This is a genomic window from Streptomyces aquilus, assembly GCF_003955715.1.
In the GTDB taxonomy this organism is placed as follows: domain Bacteria; phylum Actinomycetota; class Actinomycetes; order Streptomycetales; family Streptomycetaceae; genus Streptomyces; species Streptomyces aquilus.
The window spans coordinates 8,724,944-8,749,574 of the sequence record NZ_CP034463.1 but is presented as its reverse complement, the minus strand read 5'-3'; the positions used below and the strand labels follow the sequence as shown (position 1 = coordinate 8,749,574).

Annotated in this window: 23 protein-coding genes; 10 read left to right on the top strand and 13 right to left on the bottom strand. The window is 70.5% G+C overall.

The window, feature by feature from the left end:
• The first annotated feature begins 2 nt into the window (after positions 1 to 2).
• Genes EJC51_RS40025 through EJC51_RS40010 form a run of 4 tightly spaced genes read left to right on the top strand, consistent with a single transcriptional unit; the run spans position 3 to position 3,340 of the window.
• Complete coding sequence (locus EJC51_RS40025; RefSeq protein WP_126275557.1) at positions 3 to 779, top strand: SDR family oxidoreductase; 777 nt, start codon at positions 3 to 5, stop codon at positions 777 to 779.
• A gap of 43 nt (positions 780 to 822) precedes the next feature.
• A complete protein-coding gene (locus EJC51_RS40020) occupies positions 823 to 1,827 on the top strand; it encodes a Gfo/Idh/MocA family protein (RefSeq protein WP_079307365.1) in 1,005 nt (334 codons plus the stop codon).
• Positions 1,824 to 2,852: a Gfo/Idh/MocA family protein gene (locus EJC51_RS40015; protein ID WP_126275556.1), complete on the top strand. Its 1,029-nt coding sequence runs from the start codon at positions 1,824 to 1,826 to the stop codon at positions 2,850 to 2,852. The genes EJC51_RS40020 and EJC51_RS40015 overlap by 4 nt, the downstream gene beginning before the upstream one ends.
• An 8-nt stretch (positions 2,853 to 2,860) precedes the next feature.
• Entirely contained in the window at positions 2,861 to 3,340 is a 480-nt protein-coding gene (locus EJC51_RS40010; protein ID WP_244363064.1) for a GNAT family N-acetyltransferase, read from the top strand.
• On the opposite strand, the gene EJC51_RS40005 is transcribed toward EJC51_RS40010, so the two are convergent.
• Genes EJC51_RS40005 through EJC51_RS39985 form a run of 5 tightly spaced genes read right to left on the bottom strand, consistent with a single transcriptional unit; the run spans position 3,331 to position 8,277 of the window.
• The gene (locus EJC51_RS40005; RefSeq protein WP_126275554.1) at positions 3,331 to 4,350 is read right to left on the bottom strand and encodes a Gfo/Idh/MocA family protein; all 1,020 of its coding nucleotides are present in this window, start codon (positions 4,348 to 4,350) and stop codon (positions 3,331 to 3,333) included. The two genes, EJC51_RS40010 and EJC51_RS40005, sit on opposite strands and share 10 nt — an antisense overlap.
• 13 nt (positions 4,351 to 4,363) lie before the next feature.
• Positions 4,364 to 5,263: a sugar phosphate isomerase/epimerase family protein gene (locus EJC51_RS40000; protein ID WP_126275553.1), complete on the bottom strand. Its 900-nt coding sequence runs from the start codon at positions 5,261 to 5,263 to the stop codon at positions 4,364 to 4,366.
• A complete protein-coding gene (locus EJC51_RS39995) occupies positions 5,260 to 6,177 on the bottom strand; it encodes an ATP-binding cassette domain-containing protein (protein WP_126275552.1) in 918 nt (305 codons plus the stop codon). The genes EJC51_RS40000 and EJC51_RS39995 overlap by 4 nt, the downstream gene beginning before the upstream one ends.
• Before the next feature lie 4 nt (positions 6,178 to 6,181).
• The gene (locus EJC51_RS39990) at positions 6,182 to 7,258 is read right to left on the bottom strand and encodes an ABC transporter permease (protein WP_165951118.1); all 1,077 of its coding nucleotides are present in this window, start codon (positions 7,256 to 7,258) and stop codon (positions 6,182 to 6,184) included.
• The gene (locus EJC51_RS39985; protein ID WP_126275550.1) at positions 7,258 to 8,277 is read right to left on the bottom strand and encodes a sugar ABC transporter substrate-binding protein; all 1,020 of its coding nucleotides are present in this window, start codon (positions 8,275 to 8,277) and stop codon (positions 7,258 to 7,260) included. Before EJC51_RS39985 ends, EJC51_RS39990 begins: the two co-directional genes overlap by 1 nt.
• Positions 8,278 to 8,566: 289 nt before the next feature.
• Here EJC51_RS39985 and iolC point away from each other — a divergent pair, with 289 nt between their 5' ends.
• The 3 genes from iolC (at position 8,567) to EJC51_RS39970 (ending at position 12,339) form a co-directional block, all read left to right on the top strand.
• Positions 8,567 to 9,529 (top strand): 5-dehydro-2-deoxygluconokinase, encoded by a 963-nt coding sequence (gene iolC, locus EJC51_RS39980; RefSeq protein WP_126275549.1) that lies wholly within the window; start codon positions 8,567 to 8,569, stop codon positions 9,527 to 9,529.
• Between the two features lie 111 nt (positions 9,530 to 9,640).
• Complete coding sequence (gene iolD / locus EJC51_RS39975; RefSeq protein ID WP_126275548.1) at positions 9,641 to 11,518, top strand: 3D-(3,5/4)-trihydroxycyclohexane-1,2-dione acylhydrolase (decyclizing); 1,878 nt, start codon at positions 9,641 to 9,643, stop codon at positions 11,516 to 11,518.
• Between the two features lie 35 nt (positions 11,519 to 11,553).
• The gene (locus tag EJC51_RS39970; RefSeq protein ID WP_126275547.1) at positions 11,554 to 12,339 is read left to right on the top strand and encodes a GntR family transcriptional regulator; all 786 of its coding nucleotides are present in this window, start codon (positions 11,554 to 11,556) and stop codon (positions 12,337 to 12,339) included.
• Positions 12,340 to 12,344: 5 nt separating this feature from the next.
• Here EJC51_RS39970 and EJC51_RS39965 read toward each other — a convergent pair whose 3' ends face one another.
• Together EJC51_RS39965 and EJC51_RS39960 are read right to left on the bottom strand one after the other, a co-directional pair.
• The gene (locus EJC51_RS39965) at positions 12,345 to 13,328 is read right to left on the bottom strand and encodes an aldo/keto reductase (protein WP_126275546.1); all 984 of its coding nucleotides are present in this window, start codon (positions 13,326 to 13,328) and stop codon (positions 12,345 to 12,347) included.
• A gap of 96 nt (positions 13,329 to 13,424) precedes the next feature.
• A complete protein-coding gene (locus EJC51_RS39960; RefSeq protein WP_126275545.1) occupies positions 13,425 to 14,090 on the bottom strand; it encodes an NUDIX domain-containing protein in 666 nt (221 codons plus the stop codon).
• Between the two features lie 217 nt (positions 14,091 to 14,307).
• On the opposite strand from EJC51_RS39960, the gene EJC51_RS39955 reads away from it, so the two are divergent.
• Both EJC51_RS39955 and EJC51_RS39950 read left to right on the top strand, forming a co-directional pair.
• The gene (locus tag EJC51_RS39955; protein ID WP_059194910.1) at positions 14,308 to 14,511 is read left to right on the top strand and encodes a cold-shock protein; all 204 of its coding nucleotides are present in this window, start codon (positions 14,308 to 14,310) and stop codon (positions 14,509 to 14,511) included.
• Positions 14,512 to 14,599: 88 nt separating this feature from the next.
• On the top strand, positions 14,600 to 16,204 hold the full coding sequence (locus EJC51_RS39950; protein WP_126275544.1) for a DEAD/DEAH box helicase: 1,605 nt from the start codon (positions 14,600 to 14,602) through the stop codon (positions 16,202 to 16,204).
• Positions 16,205 to 16,331: 127 nt separating this feature from the next.
• On the opposite strand, the gene EJC51_RS39945 is transcribed toward EJC51_RS39950, so the two are convergent.
• Positions 16,332 to 18,182: a glycoside hydrolase family 15 protein gene (locus EJC51_RS39945; protein ID WP_126275543.1), complete on the bottom strand. Its 1,851-nt coding sequence runs from the start codon at positions 18,180 to 18,182 to the stop codon at positions 16,332 to 16,334.
• 10 nt (positions 18,183 to 18,192) lie between these two features.
• On the bottom strand, positions 18,193 to 19,230 hold the full coding sequence (locus EJC51_RS39940) for an LCP family protein (protein ID WP_126275542.1): 1,038 nt from the start codon (positions 19,228 to 19,230) through the stop codon (positions 18,193 to 18,195).
• 117 nt (positions 19,231 to 19,347) lie between these two features.
• On the opposite strand from EJC51_RS39940, the gene EJC51_RS39935 reads away from it, so the two are divergent.
• Positions 19,348 to 20,073 carry a TetR/AcrR family transcriptional regulator gene (locus EJC51_RS39935; protein WP_244363061.1) on the top strand — a complete coding sequence of 242 codons (726 nt, stop codon included), beginning with the start codon at positions 19,348 to 19,350 and terminating at the stop codon, positions 20,071 to 20,073.
• Between the two features lie 22 nt (positions 20,074 to 20,095).
• Here EJC51_RS39935 and EJC51_RS39930 read toward each other — a convergent pair whose 3' ends face one another.
• Genes EJC51_RS39930 through EJC51_RS39915 form a run of 4 tightly spaced genes read right to left on the bottom strand, consistent with a single transcriptional unit; the run spans position 20,096 to position 24,438 of the window.
• Positions 20,096 to 21,349, bottom strand: coding sequence for a nucleotide sugar dehydrogenase (locus tag EJC51_RS39930; protein WP_126275540.1), 1,254 nt, complete (start codon positions 21,347 to 21,349; stop codon positions 20,096 to 20,098).
• 12 nt (positions 21,350 to 21,361) lie between these two features.
• Complete coding sequence (locus tag EJC51_RS39925) at positions 21,362 to 22,369, bottom strand: NAD-dependent epimerase/dehydratase family protein (RefSeq protein ID WP_126275539.1); 1,008 nt, start codon at positions 22,367 to 22,369, stop codon at positions 21,362 to 21,364.
• Positions 22,370 to 22,411: 42 nt separating this feature from the next.
• On the bottom strand, positions 22,412 to 23,377 hold the full coding sequence (locus tag EJC51_RS39920; RefSeq protein WP_126275538.1) for a glycosyltransferase family 2 protein: 966 nt from the start codon (positions 23,375 to 23,377) through the stop codon (positions 22,412 to 22,414).
• The gene (locus tag EJC51_RS39915) at positions 23,374 to 24,438 is read right to left on the bottom strand and encodes a glycosyltransferase family 4 protein (protein WP_126275537.1); all 1,065 of its coding nucleotides are present in this window, start codon (positions 24,436 to 24,438) and stop codon (positions 23,374 to 23,376) included. The genes EJC51_RS39920 and EJC51_RS39915 overlap by 4 nt, the downstream gene beginning before the upstream one ends.
• Between the last annotated feature and the right edge of the window lie 193 nt (positions 24,439 to 24,631).

The window sequence follows — 24,631 nt, the reverse complement described above, 5'->3', positions numbered from 1 at the left end:
TCATGGGACTTCTCGACGACAAGATCGTCCTCGTCAACGGCGGGAGCCAGGGCGTGGGCGCCGCGATCGCTCGGGCCGCGGTGCGCGAGGGCGCGGTCGTGGCCGTGTCCGGGCGGCGCCCCGAGCCGGGCGAGGCGCTGGTGGCCGAGCTGACGGCGGCGGGCGGCAAGGCGATGTTCGTACGGGCCGACCTCGCGGACGCCGAGCAGGCGAAGGCGTCGGTGGCGTCCGTGGTCGCGGCGTACGGCCGGATCGACTGCCTGGTGAACTCGGCGGGGCTCACCTCCCGGGGCACGCTGCTCGACACCACGCCCGAGCTGTTCGACCAGCACATCGCGATCAACCTGAAGGCGCCGTTCTTCGCGATGCAGGCCGCGGTCGCCGACATGGTGGGGCGGGGCGCGCCCGGCACGGTCGTCAACATCATCACGTCCTCGGCGCACGGCGGGCAGCCGTTCCTCGCCCCGTACGTCGCCGCGAAGGCCGGGCTGATCGGCCTGACCCGCAACGCCGCGCACGCGCACCGCTGGGACCGGGTGCGGATCAACGGCGTGAACATCGGCTGGACGGCGACCGAGGGCGAGGACGCCACCCAGAAGGCCTTCCACGGCGCCGGCGACGACTGGCGTGAGCAGGCCGCCGCGAAGCTGCCGATGGGCAAGCTGGGCCAGCCCGACGAGATCGCCGACTTCGTGGTCCTGCTGCTGTCCGACCGGTCCGGCGTGGTCACCGGATCGGTGATCGACTGGGACCAGAACGTCCTCGGCGGACTCGACTAGCCCCGCTGATCCACGCAAGAACCCTCAAGGAGCTGCAACCCCCATGCGCATCGGAATCCTCGGCCTCGGCCGTATCGGCGCCTTCCACGCCGAGACCCTCTCCGGACTCGACGCGGTCGAGTCGCTGGTCCTCACCGACCCGTTCGCGGACGCCGCCAAGGCCGCCGCGGAGAAGTTCGGCGGCGAGGTCGTGGACTCGCCGGAGGCCCTGCTGGCGGCCGGCGTGGACGGCATCGTCGTCGCGGCGGCGACGGACGCCCACCCGGCGCTGATCCTGGCCGGTGTCGAGGCCGGCATCCCGGTCTTCTGCGAGAAGCCGGTCGCCAAGCACATGAGCGAGGGCGTCGCGGTCCTCAAGGCGATCCAGGGCACGGACGTGCCGATCCAGATCGGCTACAACCGGCGTTTCGACGCCGGGTTCGTGGCCGCGCGGGCCGCCGTGCAAAGTGGTGAGCTCGGCAAGCTGCACACCGTGCGCTCGACGACCCTGGACCCGGCGCCGCCGCCCGCCGCGTACGTCGCCGCCTCCGGAGGCATCTTCCGCGACTGTTCGGTGCACGACTTCGACATCATCCGCTGGGTGACCGGCCGTGAGGTCACCGAGGTGTACGCCGTCGGCGGCAACCGCGGCGCCGACTACATCAAGGCGGCCGGCGACGCCGACACCACCGGCGCGATCCTCACCCTGGACGACGGCACGATCGCGGTGATCTCCAACTCCCGCCACAACAAGCGGGGTTACGACGTCCGCATGGAGCTGCACGGCTTCGAGGACTCCATCGCGGTCGGTCTGGAGGACAAGCTGCCGCTGCGCTCGGTCGAGCCCGGGGTGACGTTCCCGGCCGGGACGCCGCACGACTTCTTCATGGACCGCTTCACCGCCGCCTACCGCGCCGAACTCACCGCGTTCACCGAGGTCGTGGCGGGCACCCGGCCCTCCCCGTGCACGGTGGAGGACGCCCTGGAGGCGGGCTGGATCGCCGAGGCGTGCACACTGTCCCTGCACGAGCACCGCCCCGTCACCATCGAGGAGGTACGGCAGGCATGAGCGAACCGGGCCGGGAACCCCTGCGCATCGGAGTCCTGGGGGCCGCGCGGATCACCGCGAGCTCCCTCATCACCCCGGCCCGGACGACCGGCCACCGCGTCGTCGCGGTGGCCGCCCGCGACCGGTCCCGCGCCGCGGAGTTCGCGCGCGAGCACGGCGTGGAGCGGGTCGTCGACTCCTACGCCGACCTGATCGCGGACCCCGAGGTCGAGGTCGTCTACAACCCCCTCGCCAACGGTCTGCACGGGCCGTGGAACCTCGCCGCCCTCGCGGCCGGCAAGCATGTGCTGTCCGAGAAGCCGTCGGCGAGCAACGCCGTGGAGGCCGCCGAGGTGCGGGAGGCGGCAGCGAAGTCCGGGACCGTCTTCATGGAGGCCTTCCACTACCTCTTCCACCCGGTCGCCCGGCGCCTGCACGAGCTGCTGGAGAGCGGTGAACTCGGCGACCTCCAGCGGGTGGAGACGATGGTCGCCATCGCCGCGCCCCCGGACACCGACCCGCGCTGGTCGCTGCCGCTGGCCGGCGGCGCGATGATGGACCTGGGCTGCTACAGCCTGCACGCGGTGCGCATGCTGGCCCCGTTCGGCGGCGGCGCGCCGCGGCTGGTCTCGGCGCGCGGCGGCGAGCGGGCGGGGGCACCGGGCGTGGACGAATGGCTGGACGTGGAGCTGGAGTTCCCGGACGGGGCCACGGCGTCCGCGCGCTGTCACATGGCGTACGACGGTCTGGACATGAGCTGCCGGATCGTCGGCAGCCGGGGTGAGGCGACGGCGACGAACTTCGTGCTGCCGCACCTCGACGACCGGGTCGTGGTCCGCACCGACGCGGGCGAGCGCACGGAGCGGCTCGGCACCAGGTCGTCGTACACCTACCAGTTGGACGCGTTCGCGGCGCGGGTCCGCGAGGGCACGCCGGTGCCGCTGGACGCGGACGACGCGGTGGCGACGATGGAGCTGATCGACGCGAGCTACCGCGCGGCGGGGTTCGAGCCGCGGCCCCGGTCGGCGGTGCCGCGCCTGTCATGATCGGCGGCATGGCCGCAGACATCGTTCCCGCCCGGGTCACCGACATCCAGCAGGTTCTCGCCGATCACTCCCGCTACTGGGGCGACCGGGACCTCAGATCCCTCCATCTCCTGGCGCTGGTCCAGGAGTTCGGGTCGACATGTCTGGTGGCCCGGGCCGAGGACGGCATCGTCGGCTATCTCGTCGGGTTCGTCACGCCCGACGCCACCGGGTACGTCCATCTGATCGCCACCCGCGACGACGCCCGCGGCACCGGGCTCGGCCGCCGGCTGTACGACGCCTTCACCGAGGCCGCGCGGAAGCAGGGCGCGGTCCGGCTGAAGGCCATCACCTCGGTGACCAACACGGGATCGGTCGCCTTCCACCGCGGCCTGGGCTTCGAGGCCCGCATCGTGGAGGACTACAACGGTCCCGGGCAGCCGATGGTGGTCTTCACGCGGGCGCTCCCGGAACCCGGTCAGGCGTGGAGCCCCGGCCGTCAGGCGTAGAGCCCCGGCCGCTCCACCAGCTCGACCGCCACCCGCCCGCCGTCCGTCAGCGCCCGTACCCCGGCCTCGCAGACGGCGGCGGCCGCGTAGCCGTCCCACACGCTCGGCCCGGTCACCTCGCCGCGGCGGGTGGCGTCGGCCCAGGCCTGGAGCTCGCGGTCGTAGGCGTCGGCGAAGCGGTCGGTGAAGTCCTGGGCGATGGTGCCGCCCCAACGCCCCGCCATGTTGGTGACCATGGCGTGGCCGTCGCCGATGCGGGCGGTGCCGCGTTCGCAGACCACCTCGGCCTGCACCTGGTAGCCGAACCCGCAGTTGACGAAGATCTCCACGTCGACGACCACGCCGGCGTCCGTCTCGAACACCACGAACTGCGGGTCCTGCAAACCGTCCGGCGCGTTGACCGAGGGTCTCGGCCGCAGCACGGTGACCGCGGTGATCTCCTGGCCGAGCAGCCAGCGGGTCACGTCCGTCTCGTGCGCCACCGAGTCGCTGATGAGCATCTCGCTGGTGAAGAAGGGCGGACTGGCCGCGTTGCGATGCCGGTGGTGCAGCAGCAGCGGACGGCCCAACTGGCCTGTGTTCAGCAGGGCCTTGAGGCGTACGTACTCGGGGTCGTAGCGCCGCATGAAGCCGACCTGGACGCGGCGGTGGCCCAGTCGCCGTTCGGCCTCCAGGACGCGCAGGGCCGAGGCCGCGTCCGGGGTGAGCGGCTTCTCGCACAGCACCGGGAGGTCGCGTTCGAGGGCGGCCAGCAGCGCGGCCTCGTGCGCGGGGCCCGGGGAGGCGATCAGTACGGCGTCGACGTCGTCCGCGGCCATCGCCGTGACCGGGTCGGTGTAGGCGGTGCAGCCGTCGACGCGCGCCGCCACGGCCTTGGCGCGCTCCGCGTCGACATCGACGACGGCGCTCACCCGAGCCCCGCTGACGACCCCCTGGATGCGCCGCACATGGTCGGCGCCCATCTTTCCCGTTCCGATGACGGCGACTCGGAGAGTGTCGCTCCGCGTCATGTCGTCGCCCCCTTCAGGCGCCGCAGGACCTCAGGAACTTGCGGGTGCGCACCGCGATCGGCAGTGGCTTGTCCGGCGCGCACGGGTACATGTCCTGCTCGACGATCGCGAACAGCTCCACGCCCAGCTGCTGCGCGGCCACCAGCACCGGCTCCAACTCCGGTACACCGGAGGGCGGTTCGCACATCACGCCGCGCTGGACGGCCGGTCCGAACGGCACCTCGTCGGCCACCACGTCGGCGAGGATCGCGGGGTCGACCTGCTTGAGGTGCAGATAGCCGATGCGTTCGCCGTACGTCTCGATCAGCTTGACGCTGTCGCCGCCGCAGTAGGCGTAATGCCCGGTGTCCAGGCAGAGGTTGACGAGTTCGGAGTCGGTCGAGTCGAGGAAGTGCTCGACGTGGTCCTCGGTGTCGAGGTGGGTGTCGGCGTGCGGATGGACGACGAGGTCCAGGCCGTACACCTCCTTGACCTCGTGTCCGAGCCGCTCCATGCCCTTGGTGAGGTGGGCCCACTGCTCGTGGGTCAGCTCCGGGGGTTCGAGGAGCTCGGCGGTCTTGTCGTCCCGCCAGAACGACGGGATGACGACGAGGTGCTTCGCGCCCATCGCCTGGGTGAGCGCGGCGACCTGGCTGACGTGCTCCCAGGTCGACTCCCACACCGAGGGGCCGCGGTGCAGCCCGGTGAAGACCGTGCCGGCCGAGACCTTGAGGCCCCGCCGGGCGACCTCGTCGGTGAGCCGGGCCGGGTCGGTCGGCAGATAACCGTACGGACCCAGCTCGATCCACGAGTAGCCGGCCTCGGCGACCTCGTCCAGGAACCTTTCCCAGGGCACCTGTCGGGGGTCGTCGGGGAACCAGACGCCCCAGGAGTCGGGCGCGGAGCCGACCCGGATGCGGTCCAGGGCGGTCACGGCGCGTCGTCCTTGGCCATCGCCACCGGCGCCTTGAGGTCGCCGGCCTCGGGGAGCTCCTCGACGTCCACGCCTCGCACCTGGGACAACTCGTGCTTGAGCGCGGCGAGTTCGGAGCCGCCCGCCATGTGGTTGGTGAGCTCCTCGAGGCTGACCTCGTCGCGGGAGGCGTTGAGTTCCATGGTGCCCAGGCGCAGCACGCTGAAGTGGTCGCCGACCATGTAGGCGTGGTGCGGGTTGTGGGTGATGAAGATGACGCCGAGGCCGCGGTCGCGGGCGGCGGCGATGTACTTCAGCACCACACCGGACTGCTTCACACCGAGCGCGGCGGTGGGCTCGTCGAGGATCAGCACACGGGCGCCGAAGTAGACGGCGCGGGCGATCGCCACGCACTGGCGCTGGCCACCGGAGAGCGTGCCGATCGGCTGCTCCAGGTCGTCGAGGACGATGCCCATGTTGCGCAGCTCCTCGTCGGCCGTCTTCTTCATCCGCTCGATGTCGAGGCGACGCAGCGGCCAGGGGCCCTTGGTCATCTCGGAGCCGAGGAAGAAGTTGCGCCACACCGGCATCAGCGGGACCACGGCGAGGTCCTGGTAGACGGTGGCGATGCCCTTGTCGAGGGCCTCGCGCGGGGTGGAGAAGCGCACCGGGGCGCCGTCGACGAGGAACTCGCCCTCGGTGTGCTGGTGCAGACCCGAGATGATTTTGATCAGCGTCGACTTGCCCGCGCCGTTGTCGCCCAGCACACAAGTGACCTTGCCGGGGTGGACCTTGAGGTCGACGCCGTGCAGGGCGCGGATGTTGCCGTACGACTTGCCCGCGTTGCGGAGTTCGACGATCGTGCCGTCGCTCCCCTCAGGGACGGTGTCGGCGAGGATGGCCCCATGGGTTCCCTGGGTTCCGTTGGATGTCATCACGTCACCTCCGGGTCGCCGTACGGCTGACCCACAGATTGATCAGGACGGCGCCGAGCAGCATCACGCCCAGGAAGGCCTTGAACCAGTCCGGGTTCCACCCGGCGTACACGATGCCCTGCTGCACCATGCCGAACATGAACGCCCCGAACACCGGGCCGATCGCGGAACCGGCACCACCGGTGAGCAGACAGCCGCCGATGACGGCCGCGGAGATGTAGATCAGCTCCTGCCCGACACCCTCGCCCGACTGCACGGTGTTGAAGGAGAACAGGTTGTGCATCCCGACGAACCAGGCGCCGAACCCGACCAGCATGAACAGCGAGATCTTCGTGAAGGTCACCGGGACACCGACGGCCCGCGCCGACTCCTTGTTGCCGCCCACCGCGAAGATCCAGTTGCCGTACTTGGTGCGCAGCAGCACCCAGGTGGCCAGCGCCGCGAACACCAGCCAGTACACGATCGTGATCTTGATCTGTACGCCGCCGACCTCGAAGGACGAGGCGAAGACCTTCTTGGCTCCGGAGAAGCCGTCCATGTCGCTGATGTCGTCGGTGGCGACGTTGCCGGTGACGAGCTTGGTGACGGCCAGGTTCACGCCCTGGAGGATCAGGAAGGTGCCCAGCGTGATCAGGAAGCTCGGCAGACCGGTCTTGACGACCAGCCAGCCGTTGAGGAACCCGATCGCCAGCGACACGACCAGGGCGGCGATGACGCCCGCCCACACGTTCAGCGTGAGCTGGTAGGCGAGCATGCTCGCGGTGAGCGCGGAGGTGATGACCGCGACGCCGGACGAGAGGTCGAACTCGCCGCCGATCATCAGCAGCGCGACCGGCAGGGCCATGATCCCGATGGTCGACGACTGGTAGAGGATGTTGGCCATCGAGCTGCCGTCGCGCACCGGCGGCGCGGCGATCAGGAAGAACACGTAGACGGCGACGGCGCCGAGGAAGACGCCCACTTCGGGGCGGGCCAACAGCCGCAGCGCCAAGGGACGTTGGGCGGTCCGGCCGTCGGTCTCCTTCGGGCCGGGGGCCGGCGGTGTGGTCACCGCCGGCTCGGCGTGCTGGGTCATACGGATCACCGGGTGCCCTTCGCGGCGTACTGCGCGACCGCGTCGACGTTGGACTTGTCCACGAACGCCGGACCGGTCAGCACCGGCTGTTCGCCGCCGCCCATGTAGTTGCCGTTGTTCTTGTAGAGCCACAGCGAGTCGACCGCCAGGTAGCCCTGGAGGTACGGCTGCTGGTCGACGGCGAAGGCGATGGTGCCCTTGCTGATGGCGCCGGTCAGGTCCTTGTTGAGGTCGAAGGTGGCGACCTTGGCCTTGCTGCCGGCGTCGGACACGGACTGCGCGGCGGTCAGCGCGATGGGCGCGCCGAGGGCGACGACGTAGTCGATGGACTTGTCCTGGCTGAGCTTGGCGGTGATGGTCGACTTCACGGACGGCATGTCGGCGCCGTTGACGTTGACCGTCTGGAACTTGCCCTCGAAGGTCTTCTTCACGCCGTCGCAGCGCTGGGTGAGACCGATGTTGCCCTGCTCCTGGATGACACAGACGGCGCTCTTGGCACCCTCGTCGTTCAGCCGCTTGCCGAGCGCCTCGCCGGCGACGGTCTCGTCCTGGCCGAAGAACTCCAGCAGGCCGAGCTTCTGCCATTCGCTGACACCGGAGTTGAGGCCGACGACGGGTATCTTCTGGCCCTTCGCCTTGGCGATGACGTCCTTCAGGGCGTCCGGCTTGGCCAGCGTGACCGCGATGCCGTCGACCTTCTGGTCGATCGCGTTCTGCACCAGGGTGGCCTGGCCGCCGGCGCTCGGGTCGTTGGTGTAGATCAGCTTGACGTTGTCCTTGGCGGCGGCGGCCTCGGCGCCCTTTCGGACGATGTCCCAGAAGGTGTCGCCGGGCGACTGGTGGGTGACCAGGGCGACCGTCATGCGGGGGGTGCTGGCCTTGCCGGCGGAGGCGCCGTCCGCGCTCTCCTCCGACTTCTTGCCCCCGGAACTGCTGGAGCAGCCGGCGAGGGTCAGGGCAGCGGCCGCCGCCAGCGCCACCACCGGGGCGAATCTGCGGGACTGAGAGCGAGAAGAGCGGTCCATCTTTCCTGCACCTCACTGTGCTTACGGGGGAAAGGAAGAGAGATCTCGGTGATCCGAGGCCCGGGATCTTGGCATGTCCGGGTCGCGGGCCGCAAATACGGCGGTTGTACTGGGACGGAATCAAATCCCTGGGCGTGCCCGCTGTCAATACTTTGTTAAGACATCATTTCACAATCAGGTCCGAATGTAAGTACAAAGTATTGACAGGGTCACCTCCCGCGTCCTACACCTGAGACTCGCAGGCCCCCGCGAGGGGCGCACGTCCAGCCGAGTCCGAGGAGCATCGCGCATGGCCGGATCCGCCCAGCCCTTCGACTTGATCACGATCGGCCGCATAGGAGTCGATCTTTACCCACAGCAGTCCGGCGTGCCGTTGAGCGATGTGCAGACCTTCGGGAAGTTCCTGGGCGGTTCTGCGGCGAACGTCGCCGTCGCGGCCGCGCGGCTGGGACGCTCCGCCGCCGTCATCACCCGTACCGGCGACGACCCCTTCGGCACCTTCCTGCATCTGGCGCTCAAGGAGTTCGGGGTCGACGACCGCTGGGTGACGCCGGTGGCCGGCCACCCGACGCCCCTGACCTTCTGCGAGATCTTCCCGCCCGACGACTTCCCGCTCTACTTCTACCGGCGCCCCAAGGCTCCCGACCTGGTGATCCACACCGACGACCTGGACTACTTCGCCATTCGCTCGGCCCGGATCTTCTGGATCACCGGCACCGGTCTGAGCGAGGAGCCGAGCCGCTCCGCGACCCTCGCCGCCCTCAAGGCCCGGGCGAAGGCGGGCCTGACCGTGTTCGACCTGGACTGGCGTCCGATGTTCTGGGGCGACCCCGAGGAGGCGCGCCCCTATTACGCGGAGGCCCTGCGCCACGCGACGGTCGCGATCGGCAACCTCGACGAGTGCGAGATCGCCACCGGGGTCCGTGAACCCCGGGCGTGCGCCGAGGCGTTGCTGGCGGCCGGGGTCGAACTGGCCGTGGTCAAGCAAGGTCCCAAGGGCGTGCTGGCCGTGCACCGCGACGGCCGCAGCGCCGAGGCGCCACCGGTGACCGTCGAGGTCGTCAACGGCCTCGGCGCGGGCGACGCCTTCGGCGGATCGCTCTGCCACGGTCTGCTGTCCGGCTGGGACCTGGACCGCGTCATGCGCTACGCCAACGCGGCCGGCGCCCTCGTCGCGTCCCGCCTCGCCTGCTCCTCCGCGATGCCGACACGCGAGGAGATAGAGGGCCTGCTGAGCGGAGCACTGTCGTGAACGTCCCGGCCACCCGTCGCCGCTCAGCAGTACACGGTCGCGAGCGTCCCGGCCACCCATGAACCGTCCCGCCCCCTACTTCCCCCTCCACAGAGCCCCGGAGACCCCCTGATGAGCACCCCCACCCGCCGCCTGACCGTCGCCCAGGCCCTGGTGCGTTTCCTGTCCGTGCAGTACACCGAGCGCGACGGCGTACGCCACCGGCTGATCGCCGGTACGTGGGGCATCTTCGGCCACGGCAACGTGGCGGGCGTCGGCCAGGCCCTCCTGGAGGCGGGCGAGGAGACGATGCCGTTCCACCAGGGCCGCAACGAACAGGCCATGGTGCACGCGGCCGTCGGCTACGCCCGCCAGCTGGACCGGCTCTCCGCGCAGGCGGTGACGACGTCCATCGGCCCCGGCGCCACGAACCTCGTCACCGGCGCCGCCTTGGCCACCATCAACCGCCTTCCCGTCCTGCTCCTCCCCGGCGACTACTTCGCCTCGCACGCCCCCGACCCGCTGCTCCAGCAGCTGGAGCACCCGACCGAGGCCGACGTGTCGGTCAACGACACCCTGCGCCCGGTCTCCCGGTACTTCGACCGCGTCACCCGACCCGAGGCCCTGATCCCGTCCGCCCTGAACGCCATGCGGGTCCTCGCCGACCCCGCCGAGACCGGAGCGGTCACCCTGGCCCTCCCGCAGGACGTGCAGGCGGAGGCGTACGACTGGCCGGAGGAGTTCTTCGCCGAGCGGGTGTGGCACGTACGGCGGCCCGCGCCCGATCCGTTCGAGCTGGCGGAGGCGGTGGCAGCGATCCGCGCGGCCGAGCGTCCGCTGATCGTCGCGGGTGGAGGCATCCACCACAGCCAGGCCGAGGAAGCACTCAAGGCCCTGGTGGACGCCACCGGCATCCCGGTCGCCTCGACCCAGGCCGGCAAGGGCTCGCTGCGGTACGACCACCCCGCCGACCTCGGCGGCATCGGCCACACCGGCACGGCGGTCTGCGACGACATCGCCCGTACGGCCGACCTGATCATCGGCGTCGGAACGCGCTACACGGACTTCACCACCGCTTCCCGCACGCTCTTCCAGCGGCCGGAGGTCCGGTTCGTCAACCTCAACATCGCCGCGTTCGACGCTCACAAGCTGGCGGCGCGGACGCTGGTGTGCGATGCGCGCGCGGGGCTCACAGCGTTGACGGAGGCCCTCGTCGGCCACCGTGTGAACTCGGCTTACGAGGCCGAGTACCGCGCCGGCAAGGAACGCTGGGAACAGGTGGTCGACGCCGCTTTCACCGCCGCCGACGAGAACGCCGTACCGACCCAGACCCAGGTACTCGGCGCGCTGGACGCGGTGGTCGGGGACGAGGACGTCGTCATCAACGCGGCCGGCTCGCTCCCCGGCGACCTGCACAAGCTCTGGCGGGCCCGCAGCCGCCGCCAGTACCACCTGGAGTACGGCTACTCCTGCATGGGCTACGAGATCCCGGCGGCGATCGGCGTCCAGCACGCCACCCCCGACACCCCCGTGTGGGCGCTGGTCGGCGACGGCACCTATCTCATGATGCCGACCGAGATCGTCACGGCCGTCCAGGAGGGCCTGCCGATCAAGCTGCTCCTCATCCAGAACCACGGGTACGCGTCCATCGGCGGCCTGTCCGAGTCGGTCGGCGGCGAGCGCTTCGGCACCGCCTACCGCTACCGCGCCGCCGACGGCACCTTCTCCGGCGCCCCGCTCCCCGTCGACCTGGCCGCCAACGCGGGCAGCCTCGGCATGGACGTGCTGCGTGCCAAGACGGTCCGCGAACTGCGCGAGGCGCTCGCCGCGGCCCGCGCCTCCGACCGCCCGACCTGCGTCTACGTCGAGACCGACACCGCCGCCGCCACCGCGCCCCCGGCCGAGGCCTGGTGGGACGTGCCGGTGGCCGAGACCGCGTCCCGCGAGGCCGCCGTACGGGCGCGGGAGGAGTACGACCGCGAGGTCACCGCCCGCCGCCCGCACCTGTGACGCTCCGCGCCCGCTCCACCGAGGGAGGTACCCCCATGGCGAAGACCGGCGGTCACCCGCGCACCGCTGCCGCCCCCGCGCTCGACTCCCTGGACTTCGCCCTGGACCGGGGCAGTCCGGTGCCGCTCTACTACCAGCTGGCCCAGCAGCTGGAGGCGGCGATCGAGCACGGGGCCCTCGCCCCGGGGAACCTGCTGGGCAACGAGATCGACCTCTCCGTACGCCTCGGCCTGTCCCGCCCGACGGTCCGGCAGGCCATCCAGACCCTGGTCGACAAGGGGCTGCTGGTCCGGCGGCGCGGGGTGGGCACGCAGGTGGTGCACAGCCAGGTCAAGCGCGGGCTCGACCTGAGCAGTCTCTACGACGACCTGGAGGCGGCCGGGCAGGGGCCGACCACGCGGGTGGTACGCAACGAGCACGTCCCGGCCCCCGCCGACGTGGCCGCCGCGCTCGGCGTCGCGGAGGGCGCCGACGTCGTCGTACTGGAACGGCTGCGCGCCACGCACGGACAGCCGGTCGCGGTCCTGTGCAACTACCTGCCCGCCACCCTCCTCGAACTCGACACCGCCCGGCTGGAGTCGACAGGCCTGTACCGGCTGATGCGTTCGGCGGGCGTCACGCTGCACAGCGCCCACCAGACCATCGGCGCCCGCTGCGCCACGGCGGAGGAGGCGGCCCGCCTCGACGAACGGGAGGGCGCCGCACTGCTGACCATGCAGCGCACGGCGTACGACGACACGGGCCGGCCGGTCGAGTACGGCACGCACATCTACCGCGCGTCCCGGTACGCGTTCGACTTCCAGCTGCTCGTCAGACCATGAGGTGTCTAGTGGACCCCGTCCAGGCGGGCCCGCTGGTCCTCGGTCAGTTCCAGGTCGACGGCGGCCAGGTTCTCCTCCAGCTGGGCCAGGGTCGACACCCCGGCCAGCGGGAGGATCGGCAGGGCGCCGCCGATCTGCCAGGCCAGGACGACCTGGTTGACGGTCGCGCCGGTCTCCCGGGCCACCTCCTCCAGGACCTTCAGCCGGGCCGGGGTGCCCGGGTGGTCGTAGTCGGCGGGGAGGCGGTCCGGGTGGGTGTAGGCGCCCTTGAGCAGGGGTGAGTAGGCGACCAGGGTGAGGGTCGGCTCCTCGCGCAGGTAGGAGAGGATTTCCGCGCCCGCGTGGCCGAGGCTGCCGTCCGGCCAGAAGTCGTCCGGCACGTCGAGACGGGGCCGCAGATGGCTGTGGGCGTACTGGAGCACCTCGTAGCCGGGCAGTCCCGCCGCGGCGGCGATCGCGCGGGCCCGCTCCACCCGCCACACGGCGTGGTTGCTGACGCCGAGCAGTCCGACGGTGCCTTCCGCGACGAGTCCGGCGAAGCCCTCCACGGTCTCCCGCAGGGGTACGTCGTGGTCCTCGATGTGCGCGTAGAGCAGGTCCAGCTTGTCCACGCCCAGCCGCTCCCGGCTGCGCTCGGCGGACTCGCGGATCACCTTCGCCGAGAGGCCCTCGGCGTTGTCGGCGTAGCCCGTGCCCGGTGCGAGGGGGCGGGCGCCGAGCTTGGTGGCGATGAAGACCTCCGCGCCGATGCCGCGGCTGCGCCGCCAGCGGCCGAGGAGTTCCTCGCTCTGGCCGCCCTGTCCGCCGTCCTCCCAGTAGGCGTAGTTGTCGGACGTGTCGATGAAGTTGCCGCCGGCCTCCACATAGCGGTCGAGGAGGGCGAAGGACGTCTCCTCGTCCGTGCGCGAGCCGAACAGCATCGCGCCGAGGGCGAGAACGCTGACCTCGCGGCGGTTCTTCGGATCGGTGCCGATGGTGCGGTACTTCATGGGGTTCCCCTCCCGTTCACGCACACCCGGGTCGGGGTGCGCGAACGGGAGTCTTCCTGCTGGAGCGCACTTCAAGTCAAGAGGTCACGTCACGCGTCACGAACGCGCGAACGGCCCTTCCAGTGCGGCCCATTGGAGCAACATGATCGTCTTGGCGTCGGCGATCTCGCCGGTGCGGATCATCTCCAGGGCCCTGCGGAAGGGCAGTTCGAGGATCTCGATGTCCTCGCCCTCCTCGTCCAGGCCACCGCCCTCGTGGGTGCGGGTCGACGGGCCGTACGCGGCGGCGTAGAAGCTGACGCGCTCGGTGACGGAACCGGGGCTCATGTAGACGTCGAAGACGTGCCGGACCTCGCCGATGGTGTGCCCGGTCTCCTCGACCACTTCCCGGCGCACGGCGATCTCCGGGTGCTCGTCCTCGTCGTCGAGCAGCCCGCCCGGGGTCTCGACGAGCATGCCGTCGGGGTGGCCGTTGACGTACACGGGGAAGCGGAACTGCCGGGTGAGCAGGACGGTTTCGCGGTCGGTGTCGTAGAGGAGCATGGTCGCGCCGTTGCCGCGGTCGTGCGTCTCGCGCTGCTGGGTGCTCCAACTGCCGTCGGCGCGCTGGAGGTCGAAGGTGGTGGCCCGCTCGACGTACCAGTGGCTGGAGAGCAGTTTCACGTCGCGGACCTTGACCCGGGGGTTGCCGGTCAGGTCCAGGCCGGTGCGGTCGAGCCCGGTGCGGCCGCGGCTGTCCGGGGTGTCGATGCCGGCGGTCATCGGGCACCGGCCGGCTGGAGAAGAAGGATGTGCGAGGTGGTCATGCTCGCCTTCTATCACCCCCGGGCGCCGGGCGGCGCGACGTGTTATGATCTCAGAGTTGCAGTTGTGGTACCCATGAACCTATGTGCGCCTGACGGGAATGTTTATCCTCAGGCGCATTATTTGTTTTTCCGGCATCTCCGGATGGGGCCTCTGCCTACTGAAGGAGAAAGTCATGGCACAGGGAACCGTCAAGTGGTTCAACGCTGAAAAGGGTTTCGGCTTCATCGAGCAGGACGGCGGCGGCCCCGACGTCTTCGCCCACTACTCGAACATCCAGTCCCAGGGCTTCCGTGAGCTGCAGGAGGGCCAGCGGGTCTCCTTCGACGTCACGCAGGGCCAGAAGGGCCCCCAGGCGGAGAACATCGTTCCCGCCTGATCGCCCGACGCGTATTCCGCTCACCGGGGTCCGCACCGTCTTGGTGCGGACCCCGGTTTGTGCTGTTTCCAGGAAGGCAGACCACCGCATGTCCCGCAGGCCCCAGAAGTCGAACCGGCGCGCCTCGTCCCCCTCACCGTCCGCGTCGCCGTCGAAGGAATTCCGGCTGCCGGAAAGCACCACTCCCGCACTTCCCGCCGTCGAGGACTTCGCCGACCTGGACATGCCCGCGGGGCTGCTGAAGACCCTCACCGCACAGGGCGTGACCACGCCGTTCCCCATTCAGGGCGCCACCCTGCCGAACTCGCTCGCCGGCCGTGACCTGCTCGGCCGCGGCCGCACCGGTTCCGGCAAGACCCTGGCGTTCGGGCTCGCGCTGCTGGCCCGTACGTCCGGGCTGCGCGCCCAGCCCAAGGCGCCGCTGGCGCTCGTGCTGGTGCCCACCCGGGAACTCGCCCAGCAGGTCACGGACGCGCTGACGCCGTACGCGACGGCCGTCAACCTGCGCATGGCCACCGTGGTCGGCGGGCTGTCCCTCACCAAGCAGGCCGCCACGCTCCGGCGCGGCGCCGAAGTGCTGGTGGCGACGCCTGGCCGGCTCAACGACCTCGTGGAGCGCGGCGACTGCGTGCTCGACCAGGTCGGCATCACGGTGCTGGACGAAGCCGACCAGATGACCGACATGGGGTTCCTGCCGCAGATCACCAAGCTGATCCAGCAGGTACGGCCGGACGGGCAGCGGATGCTCTTCTCGGCCACCCTCGACCAGAACATCGACCGTCTGGTGCAGCGGTTCCTCACCGACCCGGTGGTGCACTCGGTGGACCCGTCCGCGGGCGCGGTGAGCACCATGGAGCACCACGTCCTGCACGTCCTGGACGAGACCGACAAGAAGGCCGTCACCACGCGCATCGCGGCCCGCGACGGCCGGGTCATCCTCTTCCTCGACACCAAGAGGTCCGCCGACCGGCTCGCCAAGCGGCTGCTGTCCGTCGGGGTCCGCGCTGCGGCCCTGCACGGCGGCCGCTCCCAGCCGCAGCGCAACCGCACCCTGGAGCAGTTCAAGAACGGCCAGGTCACCGCGCTGGTGGCGACCAACGTCGCGGCCCGGGGCATACACGTCGACGACCTCGACCTCGTCGTCAACGTCGATCCCCCGACCGACCACAAGGACTACCTCCACCGAGGCGGCCGCACGGCCCGCGCCGGCGGTTCCGGCAGCGTGGTCACTCTGGTCCTGCCCGACCAGAAGCGGGACGTCACCCGGCTCATGTCGGACGCGGGCATCCGCCCCCGGACGGCCCGTGTCACGTCGAGCGACGCCGCGCTGACGACCATCACCGGCGCCCGCGAGCCCTCCGGCGTGGCCGTCACGATCGAGGTGCCCCAGCCGGCGGCACCGGCGAAGTCCCGCCCAGACCGGAAGACCGGAGCCACGCCCGGGGGCCGGCCCGGTCGCCGGCGCCGTGGCGGCGGTGGCGACGGTCAGTCCCAGGCCGCGGCCGGCGGTGCCCCCAGGGCGGGAAGCGAAGGCTCCACCCGCCGCTCCGGCGCCGGCAAGGCCAAGAGCGGCACCCCCGCGGCGGGCGGCCGGACCTCCGCCACCCGTCGCTCCGCGGCCGGCGGTACCGCGAGCCGCGCGTCCGGCAGCCGCCGCACGGCGCCCCGCAGGGCCACGGGGGGCGCCGCCTAGAACGAGGGGCCGGTCCGTTGCCGGCCCCTCCACACCCGGCTGTCGGAACGCATACGACGCGGGCGTTGTACGCCTCGCACAACGGGCCGCTCTCCATGTGCCCGGGACACCTGGCGCTTGCGGCAGCTCAACCCGCTCGGGTACGCGGGGTCCGCGCGGCGCCAGAAGGCGTAGGAGTGCGGTTCCCGATCCCGGCGAGCGCGAACGCGGTCTCGGCGAGGGCGAGGTGGCTGAACGCCTGGGGGGCGTTGCCCAGTTGGCGGCCGGCGACCGGGTCCCACTGTTCCGAGAGCAGCCCCACGTCGTTGCGCACGGCGAGGACCCGCTCGAAGGCCTCCCGGGCCTCGGTGACACGGCCTGTCGCGGCGAGGGCATCGGCGTACCACAGGGTGCAGGAAATGAACGAGCCGTCGTGGCCCGGCAGTCCGTCGACCTCATGCACGCCCTCGCCACCGCGCGCGTACCGCCGCAGGAACCCGCCGTCGACAAGCCCGCTCATCGCGCGGACGGTGCCGCGCACCCGCGGGTCCTCGGCGGGCAGGAAGCCCACCTTGGGCAGCAGCAGGGCGGAGGCGTCCAGCGCGGACGATCCATAGGCCTGGACGAAGGAGCGCTGGGCGGGATCCCAGCCCTCCCGGCAGACCTGTCGGCGGACCTCGTCGCGCATGGCCCGCCAGCAGTCCGAGGAGCCGTTGCGGCCGAGGAGTTCGCCCATGCGCAGGGCGCGGTCGGCGGCCACCCAGGTCATGACCTTGGAGTGCACGAACTGCCGACGCGGTCCGCGCACCTGCCAGAGCCCTCGGTCGGGTTCGCGCCAGTGCCGCAGCAGGAAGCCCATCATCGCCTCGACCAGGTTCCACACATGGGCGGGCATGGGAATGCCCGCGAGCAGGGAGAGGCAGAGCGTGTCCAGGACCTCGCCGTAGACGTCGAGCTGGAACTGGCCGACGGCCGAGTTGCCGAACCGTACCGGCCGCGAGTCCTCGTAGCCGGACAGCCAGGGCGCCTCGGTCTCCGGCAGCAGGCGCTGGCCACCGACGCCGTAGACGGTCTGGAGATCGGCCGGGTCGCCCGCGATGGCCCGCACCAGCCAGTCCAGCCAGGCCGTCGCCTCCTCGTGGTAGCCGCAGCGCAGCAGGCAGGACAAGGCGAGGGTCGAGTCGCGCAGCCAGCAGTAGCGGTGATCCCAGTTGCGTTCGCCGCCGAGACAGCCCGGCAGCGAGGTGGTGGGGGCGGCGACGATGCCACCGGTGGGGGCGTAAGTCAGCGCCTTGAGGGTGATCAGGGACCGTACGACGGCATCCCGCCAGGGCCCGTCGTAGCGGCAACGGCCGGTCCAGCGCCGCCAGTAGTCGACGGTCTCCTTCAAAACCGTCTCCGCCGGAACCATCAGCGGCGCGGGCGGTCCCAGCAGATGCGAGGGCGACCAGACGAGGGTCAGCGCCAGCCGGCGTCCGGCGGTGACGGTGAACTCGCCGACGGTGGACGGCTTCCCGCCGAGCGCCCGTACGGGTCCGTCGGCGCCCACCCACACCGCGTCGGGCCCCGCGACCGCCACCGTGCAGTCACCGTCGGCCCGGGCCCAGGGCACGACCCGCCCCTGATGGAACCGCAGCCGCAGCTCGCTGCGCAGCGTCACCGAGCCCGACAGCCCCTCGACCACCCGGACCAGACAAGGCAGTTGGGTGCGCGGGGGCATGAAATCGGTAACGTGGACCGTTCCGGTCACGGTCTCCCAGTACGTGTCCAGGACCAACGTGTCCCGCCGGTACGCCCTCCTCGTGCAGGGCCCCCCGGCGAGCGGCGCGAGCCGCCAGAAGCCGTTGTCCGGGGTACCGAGCAGCGCGGCAAGGCAGGCGGGCGAGTCGAAGCGGGGCAGGCAGAGCCAGTCGATGGAGCCGTCGCGGCCCACCATGGCGGCGGTCTCCAGGTCGCCGAGGAGGGCGTAGTCTTCGATCGGTGCGCTCCTCGCCCTCATAGCGGTTCGCTCACCTTTCGGTGTCCGGTGGGTGCCCCGTCTCGATGGCGTGGCACAGACTCCGAAGGCCTGCACGGTCGAGAATGAGCACCGACTGGCGGTCGATCATGTCCGAGCGCACCACCGGCGCGGTGCTGAAGTAGGCGTCGTCAGAGTTCAGATGGCGCAGGTCGAGCACGAGGTCGCGCAGGTCGGCGTTGGACAGCTGGTCGTCAACGCTCACGGTGTCGGTGAGCGCGTTGAGCGTGCGGTTGATGTGCCAGGGCTGGGTGACACTCATGTCGCCCCGGATCTTCGAGACGAGGCTCCGCAAATACTGCTGTTGATGTTCGATCCGGTCCAGGTCACCGCCGGGCAGACCGTGCCGCTGGCGAACGTAGACGAGCGCGTCCTCGCCGTTCATGGTGTAGGTGCCCGCCTTGAAATGCCGATGCTGCACGGAGTCGTACGAGTCCTGCTCGATGGTGATCGGCACACCGCCGACCGCGTCGGTCAGGGACCTGAAACCGTGCCAGTCGATGATCCCGAAGTGATCGACCCTGACGCCGGTGAGCTGTTCGACCGTCTCGACGAGGAGAGCCGGTCCGCCCCAGGAGTACGCCGCGTTGATCTTCGCGGAGCCATGGCCGGGGATGGGGACCCAGCTGTCCCTCGGTATCGACACGATGGAGGCCGTGTCCGCGCCGGGATCGAGATGTACCAGCATCAGTGTGTCGCCGCGCTGCGCTCCGTACTTCCACAGGGCGGCTTCGGCGTCGTTTCCGGTCGTCGGCTTTTCGGAGCGGCTGTCGAGGCCTGCCAGCAGGAAGGTGGTTCCATCGGTGGACTCGGGACGCGGGCCGTCCGGGAAGGAGTTCGGTATCCGCTGGATCTGGTCGCCGTAGTGGTCGGTGGCCCACCACACGCCACCCGCCGCCAGCCCGGCCGCGGCGAGCACGGCGACCGCCGCGAAGATCAGCAGCCGGCGCAGCCAACGGCCGCGCGGTCGCCCGCCGGCCCCGCGGGACCGGCGCGGCTCCCATCCTGTCCATACGCGGCGCGGAGACATCACATACTTCCACTCCACTAGTGTATATTTACACCGTATACATACACCATGCGCTCCTGTTGCCCTAGAGTCAACACGAGCGCAGAACGACACGGCCAGACCGTCTGGAGGCGCCTCGTGGCCAAGGAACAGGACGAGCAATCCGGTCCGGCGCGACGTGCCAGCGACCGGGGCCGGTACGGACGACTGAGCCGTGAGCGCGTGCTGGCCAGCGCGCTGGAACTGGTGGACCGGGAGGGGCTGTCCGCGCTGAGCATGCGTCGGCTCGGCGCCGAGCTCGGGGTGGAGGCGATGGCGCTCTACCGGTACGCGGCCAGCAAGGACGCTCTCCTGGACGGCCTGGTCGAGGCTCTGTACCTCGAACTGGAGGAGCGCCTGACGGCCGACGCCCCTCCTGCGGCGACGGGCGGCACGCCCGCGTGGCAGGAGGAGCTGCGTGGCGTCGCACGGACGGCCTACGACGTCTGTCTCGCCCACCCGCAGGTGGTGCCCCTGCTGGCCACCCGCATGCTGGCGGTTCCGCTGGCGCAGCAGCCGGCCGCCGTACTGCGCCATCACGAGCGGGTACTGGCATCGCTGCGGCATGCCGGACTGGAGAGCGCCCGAGCGGCGGCCGTTTTCCGCGCTTTCACCGCCTGGCTGCTCGGATACGTGACCGTGGAGCTTCGGCCCATGGTGGACAACCCCGACGAGCCCGATCCAGCCTTCCGTCTCGGTCTGCACCGTCTGTCGTCCCAGGAGTTGCCCACGCTCCGGGAGACCGCTCCCGCCCTGGCCGAGAGGGGCGGTCCGGAAGGTCTGGCGGCCGGTCTTGACGTTCTCCTCACAACGTTCGGCGATTAGCACGGCGAGGCGATCCGCGCCCTCACAGCAATGCCGCGCCCGAGCGGGTACAGCCACGGGTGTCCAGGGTGAGCGGTGCGGCGGCGACGATGGCTTCCAGGTCATACGCCGCGTGGGGCTGGAGCAGGATGGTGAGGTCGGATGCCGCCGCGGCCCGCGCGATGTCCGTCACCCGGGCGACGGGCTCGCCGTCCACGGAGAAACGGGGCACGTACGGGTCGTGGTACACGACGTCCGCCGCCTCGGCCCGAAGCCGGCGGACGATCGGGCGCGCGGACGTCTCGCGCAGATCGGAGACGTTCTCCTTGTACGTTACGCCGGCCAGCAGGACCGTGGCGCCGCGCAGCGACCGCCCGGCACCGGCCAGCACGTCGGCGGCGCGCCGGACCACGTACTCGGGCATGCCCCGGTTGATCTCCTGTGCCAGTTCCACCAGCCGCACCCTGCTGCCGGCGGTACGCGCCCGGTGGACGAGATAGTCCGGGTCGACCGGGATGCAGTGCCCGCCGACACCGGGCCCGGGACGGAAGGACTGGAAGCCGAACGGTTTGGTGGCGGCGCACTCGATCGCGTCCCAGAGGTCGACGCCCAGGTCGTGGGCCACGACGGCGAGTTCGTTCACCAACGCGATGTTGACGTTCCGGTAGGTGTTCTCCAGCAGCTTGGCCATCTCCGCCTCGCGGGTCCCCTTGGCCACCACCACCGTGTCGCAGATCTTGCCGTAGAACGCCGCGGCGGCCTGGGCGCAGCCGGGGGTGAGTCCGCCGACGACCTTGGGGGTGTTGCGCAGGCCGAACCCCCTGTTGCCCGGGTCGATGCGCTCCGGTGAGAAGGCCAGGTGGAAATCGGCGCCGGCGGTGATGCCCGCGGTCCGCTCCAGGAGAGGGCGGACCACCTCTTCGGTCGTGCCCGGGTAAGTCGTTGACTCCAGCACCACCAGCATGCCCGGACCGACGTGCGGGGCGAGCGCGGTGGCGGCCCGGCGGACCGGGGCGAGGTCGGGGTTTCCGTCGGAACGCAGGGGCGTGGGCACGCAGATGACCACGGTGTGCGCGCCGGCGAGCACGGACGGCTCGTCCATGGCGGTGAAGCCCGCGGCGAGCATGCTCCGGACGTCGGCGTCGGGCACGTCGTCCACATGGGACCGGCCCGCGTTGAGGCCGGCCACGACCCGGGGGTTCTCGTCGTACCCCGCCACGCACAGCCCGGACCTGACTGCTTCACGGGCCAGCGGAAGGCCGGTGTAACCAAGGCCGATCACGGAAAGGTCCCTCATCTGGACTCCCTGTTACGTGACGTGGGCGCGATGTGTGCCGCTGCCGCCGGCGAATCCCGCCGGGAGCCTTGCTCGCCGGTCGGCCGCGACGGCCGCGATCACCTCGTAGAGGCTCGTTCGAGGTCTGAATCCGATCAGTTCGCGGGCCCTGGTCGTGTCGGGCGCCCGGCGTGCCATGTCCTCGAAACCGGGCCCGTACGCCTCCGCGTAGGGAATGTGCACGATCGGACTGCGCGAACGGGTCACCCGTACGACCCGCTCGGCGAGTTCCCGGATGGTGACCTCTTCCCCGCTGCCCAGGTTGAACACCCGGCCGTGAGCGCGTTCGTCCGTGGCCAGCGCCATCAGGGCGGGAACGATGTCGTCGACCGCGCAGAAACACCGGCGCTGGGTGCCGTCGCCGTGGACGGTGAGCGGGCGGCCGGTCAGCGCCTGTTCCACGAAGGTGGGCACGACCATGCCGTAGTGGCCGGTCTGCCGGGGACCCACGATGTTGAACGGCCGCACGATGACGGCACGCAGGCCGTATCGCTGCCAGTAGCAGTACGCCATCAACTCGTCGAGCCCCTTTGCAGCGGCGTACGACCAGCGGCTCTTGAGGGGCGATCCGAGGACCCGGTCGTCCTCCTCGCCGAGACGGTCCTTCGTGTTCTTGCCGTACACCTCGGACGACGAGGCGAGCAGCAGCCGCGCCCCCCGGCGCGTCGCGGCGTCGAGGACTGTCTCGGTGCCCCGCAGGTTCTTGTGCAGGGACTCCAGCGGCCGGTCCACGATCGTGCGGACGCCGACCGCGGCGGCCAGGTGGAAGACGGTGTCACAGCCGTCCGTCGCCGCCGCCACGGCGGCCTCGTCGAGGATCGAACCCCGGATCACGGTCACGGCGCCCGCGGACCGCGCGAGGTTCGCCATCGAACCGGTGCTGAAGTCGTCGAGCACGACCACCTCGCGCCCCAGGCCGAGCAGATGATCGACGAGATGGGAACCGATGAAACCGGCGCCACCGGTGACGAGAGCCTTCAAGGGGATCGCCCTCCACGTCCACATGGAGATCGTCCTGTACGTTTACACCGTAAGCATACGACGATTGGACCGCAGCAGCCAGCGAACGAACTCCCGGTACGCCACCGCCGTGTCCTTGATCTCCGACCGGCTTCGGCGCAGCCCTCCCCTGGCGAGCCGACCGGGCAGCTCGACCAGGAGGGTCAGGGCCACGAGGACACGGGCGTCGCGACGCGGCCAGTACCGGAACGCATAGAGGGTCCGGCTGCACAGCAGATGACCGAGGCCCCGACCACCCGTTTTGTCCGAGCTGACATGTTCGGCGTGGTAGACACGCGCATCGGCGAGAAAGTACGACGCCCAGCCGAACCGACTGGCCCGCAGAGCGAAGTCCACTTCTTCGAAGTAGAGGAAATAGCGCTCGTCGAAGCCCCCGAGCTCGACGAACAGCGGCCGGCGCACAAGGTAGAAGGCGCCTATGACCTGGTCGACGGATCTGTCCGAGGGGATGTCATCGGCACGGAGGTGATGAGGCGGGAAGAGACCGGGGAACGGCCGGTACAGGCCGGTCATGCCGCCGAGGACGACCCGCAGGGTGGGAAATCTCGAGCAGGAAATGGCGGTTCGGCCCTCGGCGTCCACGATCCGGGCGCCACAGATGCCGACCCTCCGCGCCGCCTCCGTCCGCAGGAAGGCACCAGCAGCCCTCAGAGTGTCCCGGTACAGCCTGGTGTCCGGGTTGAGGAAGAGCAGGTAGTCCGCGTCACAGAGCAGCGCCCCCTGGTTGCAGGCGGCGGCGAATCCCCGGTTGCGGCCGTTCCTGATCACTCGAAGCCGGAGTCCGGGAACGTCCAAGGCGCGGGCGGAGTCGTCGCTGGAGGCGTTGTCCACCACCACGACCAGACCGACGGACAGCTCGGATCGATCGGTGCGCGCGATCGAGTGCAGGCACTCGCGCAGATAGTCCCCGGTGTTCCAGTTGACGATGACGATGTCGACCGCCGTTGGCCGTCGACCGGCCCCGGTCATCGCTCCACCGGCCCGGGTTCGACGGCCGCCTCCCAGCGGGAGAGCCACGCGTCGTACGAGTACCGTCGGCACACCACGTCACGGGCCCGGCGCCCGAGCCGCTCGCGGGCGGCCGCCGAGCCGTCCAGCAGGCCGGTGATCGCATCGACCCAGTCGGCCGTGGTGCGCGCCGCGGGCATCCCGAACAGCGACAGGATCTCGGTGTTCACCCCGAGGGGACTGGCCACGGCCGGTGCGCCCGCGGCACCGTACTGGAGAAGCTTGTAGCCGCACTTCCCGAGACTGTAGGTGACCTCCGGCAACGGCATGAGTCCGACGTCGATTCCGGCGAGCACTGTCCGCTGCCGCTCGGGGGTCCACGCGACCCGGTCGATGAGGCTCTCCAGGCCGCCGAGGCTGGGATCACCGGTCCCGACGAGCGTCAGCCGGGCACCGGTCCGACGGTGCACCTCGGTCAACGCGTCGGCGATCAGGAGCAGGTACACCTCGTTGTTCGGCGAACCGACCCAGCCCAGCCGAGGCGGGTCGTGCAGGGCGTACGAGGGCTTCAGGGTGTAGTCGTACGGTTCGACGCAGCTCGGGATCACGACCACATCGCGGTGGTACTGGGAGGCCCAGTCGGCCAGAACGGCGTTCCCGGCGATGACTCGGTCGGCATAGCGCATGGCGATCCGCGCCTTCTCCGCCTTCGGTGCGAGGCGCCGCACCCACCCTCCGGCACCGTGATCCCATTGCAGGGCGTCGTCGAAGTCGTAGACGGCGAATTCCGATCGGGTGAGCAGTCGCCGCTCCCACCACCCCCGGCTGAGCGGTGACGCCTCTCGGTGCAGCAGCAGTCGTCGCGAGCGTCCCGCCGCAATCTCCCCCAGTCGCAGCTCCGCGCGAAGCAGGGACACCGGGCGCCGGACCAACCGCGAAGGCTGGGCGTCGTGGAGCGAGAGATAACTGCTGACGGTGAAGTCCATGCCCGTGCGGTCCAGCCATTCGAAGACACGGGCACGCGAGCTTCCGCAGATCCGGCCGTAAGGGGTGACGGCGCAGCGGTCCAGGTAGCGGCTCATGGAACTCGCCCCACAGAAGTGCGAACCTTGTTTACGACGTATACTGACAGCGTCGTCGATCGTGGAACCGAAGGCAAGTCGGCACCGCGACGGCACTGCGGCACAAGCAGCCACCCCGGGAGCGCGAAATGGCCTTGGCGACCCTGGACCGCATCAGCCCGTTTCTGAGATGTCCGCGCTGTCGATCAGCGCT

Excerpts from the sequence above, each read along its gene's own strand:
- EJC51_RS40025 (WP_126275557.1), top strand. The coding sequence starts at position 3 with ATGGGACTTCTCGACGACAAGATCGTCCTCGTCAACGGCGGGAGCCAG.
- EJC51_RS40020 (WP_079307365.1), top strand. The coding sequence starts at position 823 with ATGCGCATCGGAATCCTCGGCCTCGGCCGTATCGGCGCCTTCCACGCC.
- EJC51_RS40015 (WP_126275556.1), top strand. The coding sequence starts at position 1,824 with ATGAGCGAACCGGGCCGGGAACCCCTGCGCATCGGAGTCCTGGGGGCC.
- EJC51_RS40010 (WP_244363064.1), top strand. The coding sequence starts at position 2,861 with ATGGCCGCAGACATCGTTCCCGCCCGGGTCACCGACATCCAGCAGGTT.
- EJC51_RS40005 (WP_126275554.1), bottom strand. The coding sequence starts at position 4,350 with ATGACGCGGAGCGACACTCTCCGAGTCGCCGTCATCGGAACGGGAAAG.
- EJC51_RS39995 (WP_126275552.1), bottom strand. The coding sequence starts at position 6,177 with ATGACATCCAACGGAACCCAGGGAACCCATGGGGCCATCCTCGCCGAC.
- EJC51_RS39985 (WP_126275550.1), bottom strand. The coding sequence starts at position 8,277 with ATGGACCGCTCTTCTCGCTCTCAGTCCCGCAGATTCGCCCCGGTGGTG.
- iolC (WP_126275549.1), top strand. The coding sequence starts at position 8,567 with ATGGCCGGATCCGCCCAGCCCTTCGACTTGATCACGATCGGCCGCATA.
- iolD (WP_126275548.1), top strand. The coding sequence starts at position 9,641 with ATGAGCACCCCCACCCGCCGCCTGACCGTCGCCCAGGCCCTGGTGCGT.
- EJC51_RS39970 (WP_126275547.1), top strand. The coding sequence starts at position 11,554 with ATGGCGAAGACCGGCGGTCACCCGCGCACCGCTGCCGCCCCCGCGCTC.
- EJC51_RS39965 (WP_126275546.1), bottom strand. The coding sequence starts at position 13,328 with ATGAAGTACCGCACCATCGGCACCGATCCGAAGAACCGCCGCGAGGTC.
- EJC51_RS39960 (WP_126275545.1), bottom strand. The coding sequence starts at position 14,090 with ATGACCGCCGGCATCGACACCCCGGACAGCCGCGGCCGCACCGGGCTC.
- EJC51_RS39955 (WP_059194910.1), top strand. The coding sequence starts at position 14,308 with ATGGCACAGGGAACCGTCAAGTGGTTCAACGCTGAAAAGGGTTTCGGC.
- EJC51_RS39950 (WP_126275544.1), top strand. The coding sequence starts at position 14,600 with ATGTCCCGCAGGCCCCAGAAGTCGAACCGGCGCGCCTCGTCCCCCTCA.
- EJC51_RS39945 (WP_126275543.1), bottom strand. The coding sequence starts at position 18,182 with ATGAGGGCGAGGAGCGCACCGATCGAAGACTACGCCCTCCTCGGCGAC.
- EJC51_RS39940 (WP_126275542.1), bottom strand. The coding sequence starts at position 19,230 with ATGTCTCCGCGCCGCGTATGGACAGGATGGGAGCCGCGCCGGTCCCGC.
- EJC51_RS39930 (WP_126275540.1), bottom strand. The coding sequence starts at position 21,349 with ATGAGGGACCTTTCCGTGATCGGCCTTGGTTACACCGGCCTTCCGCTG.
- EJC51_RS39920 (WP_126275538.1), bottom strand. The coding sequence starts at position 23,377 with ATGACCGGGGCCGGTCGACGGCCAACGGCGGTCGACATCGTCATCGTC.
- EJC51_RS39915 (WP_126275537.1), bottom strand. The coding sequence starts at position 24,438 with ATGAGCCGCTACCTGGACCGCTGCGCCGTCACCCCTTACGGCCGGATC.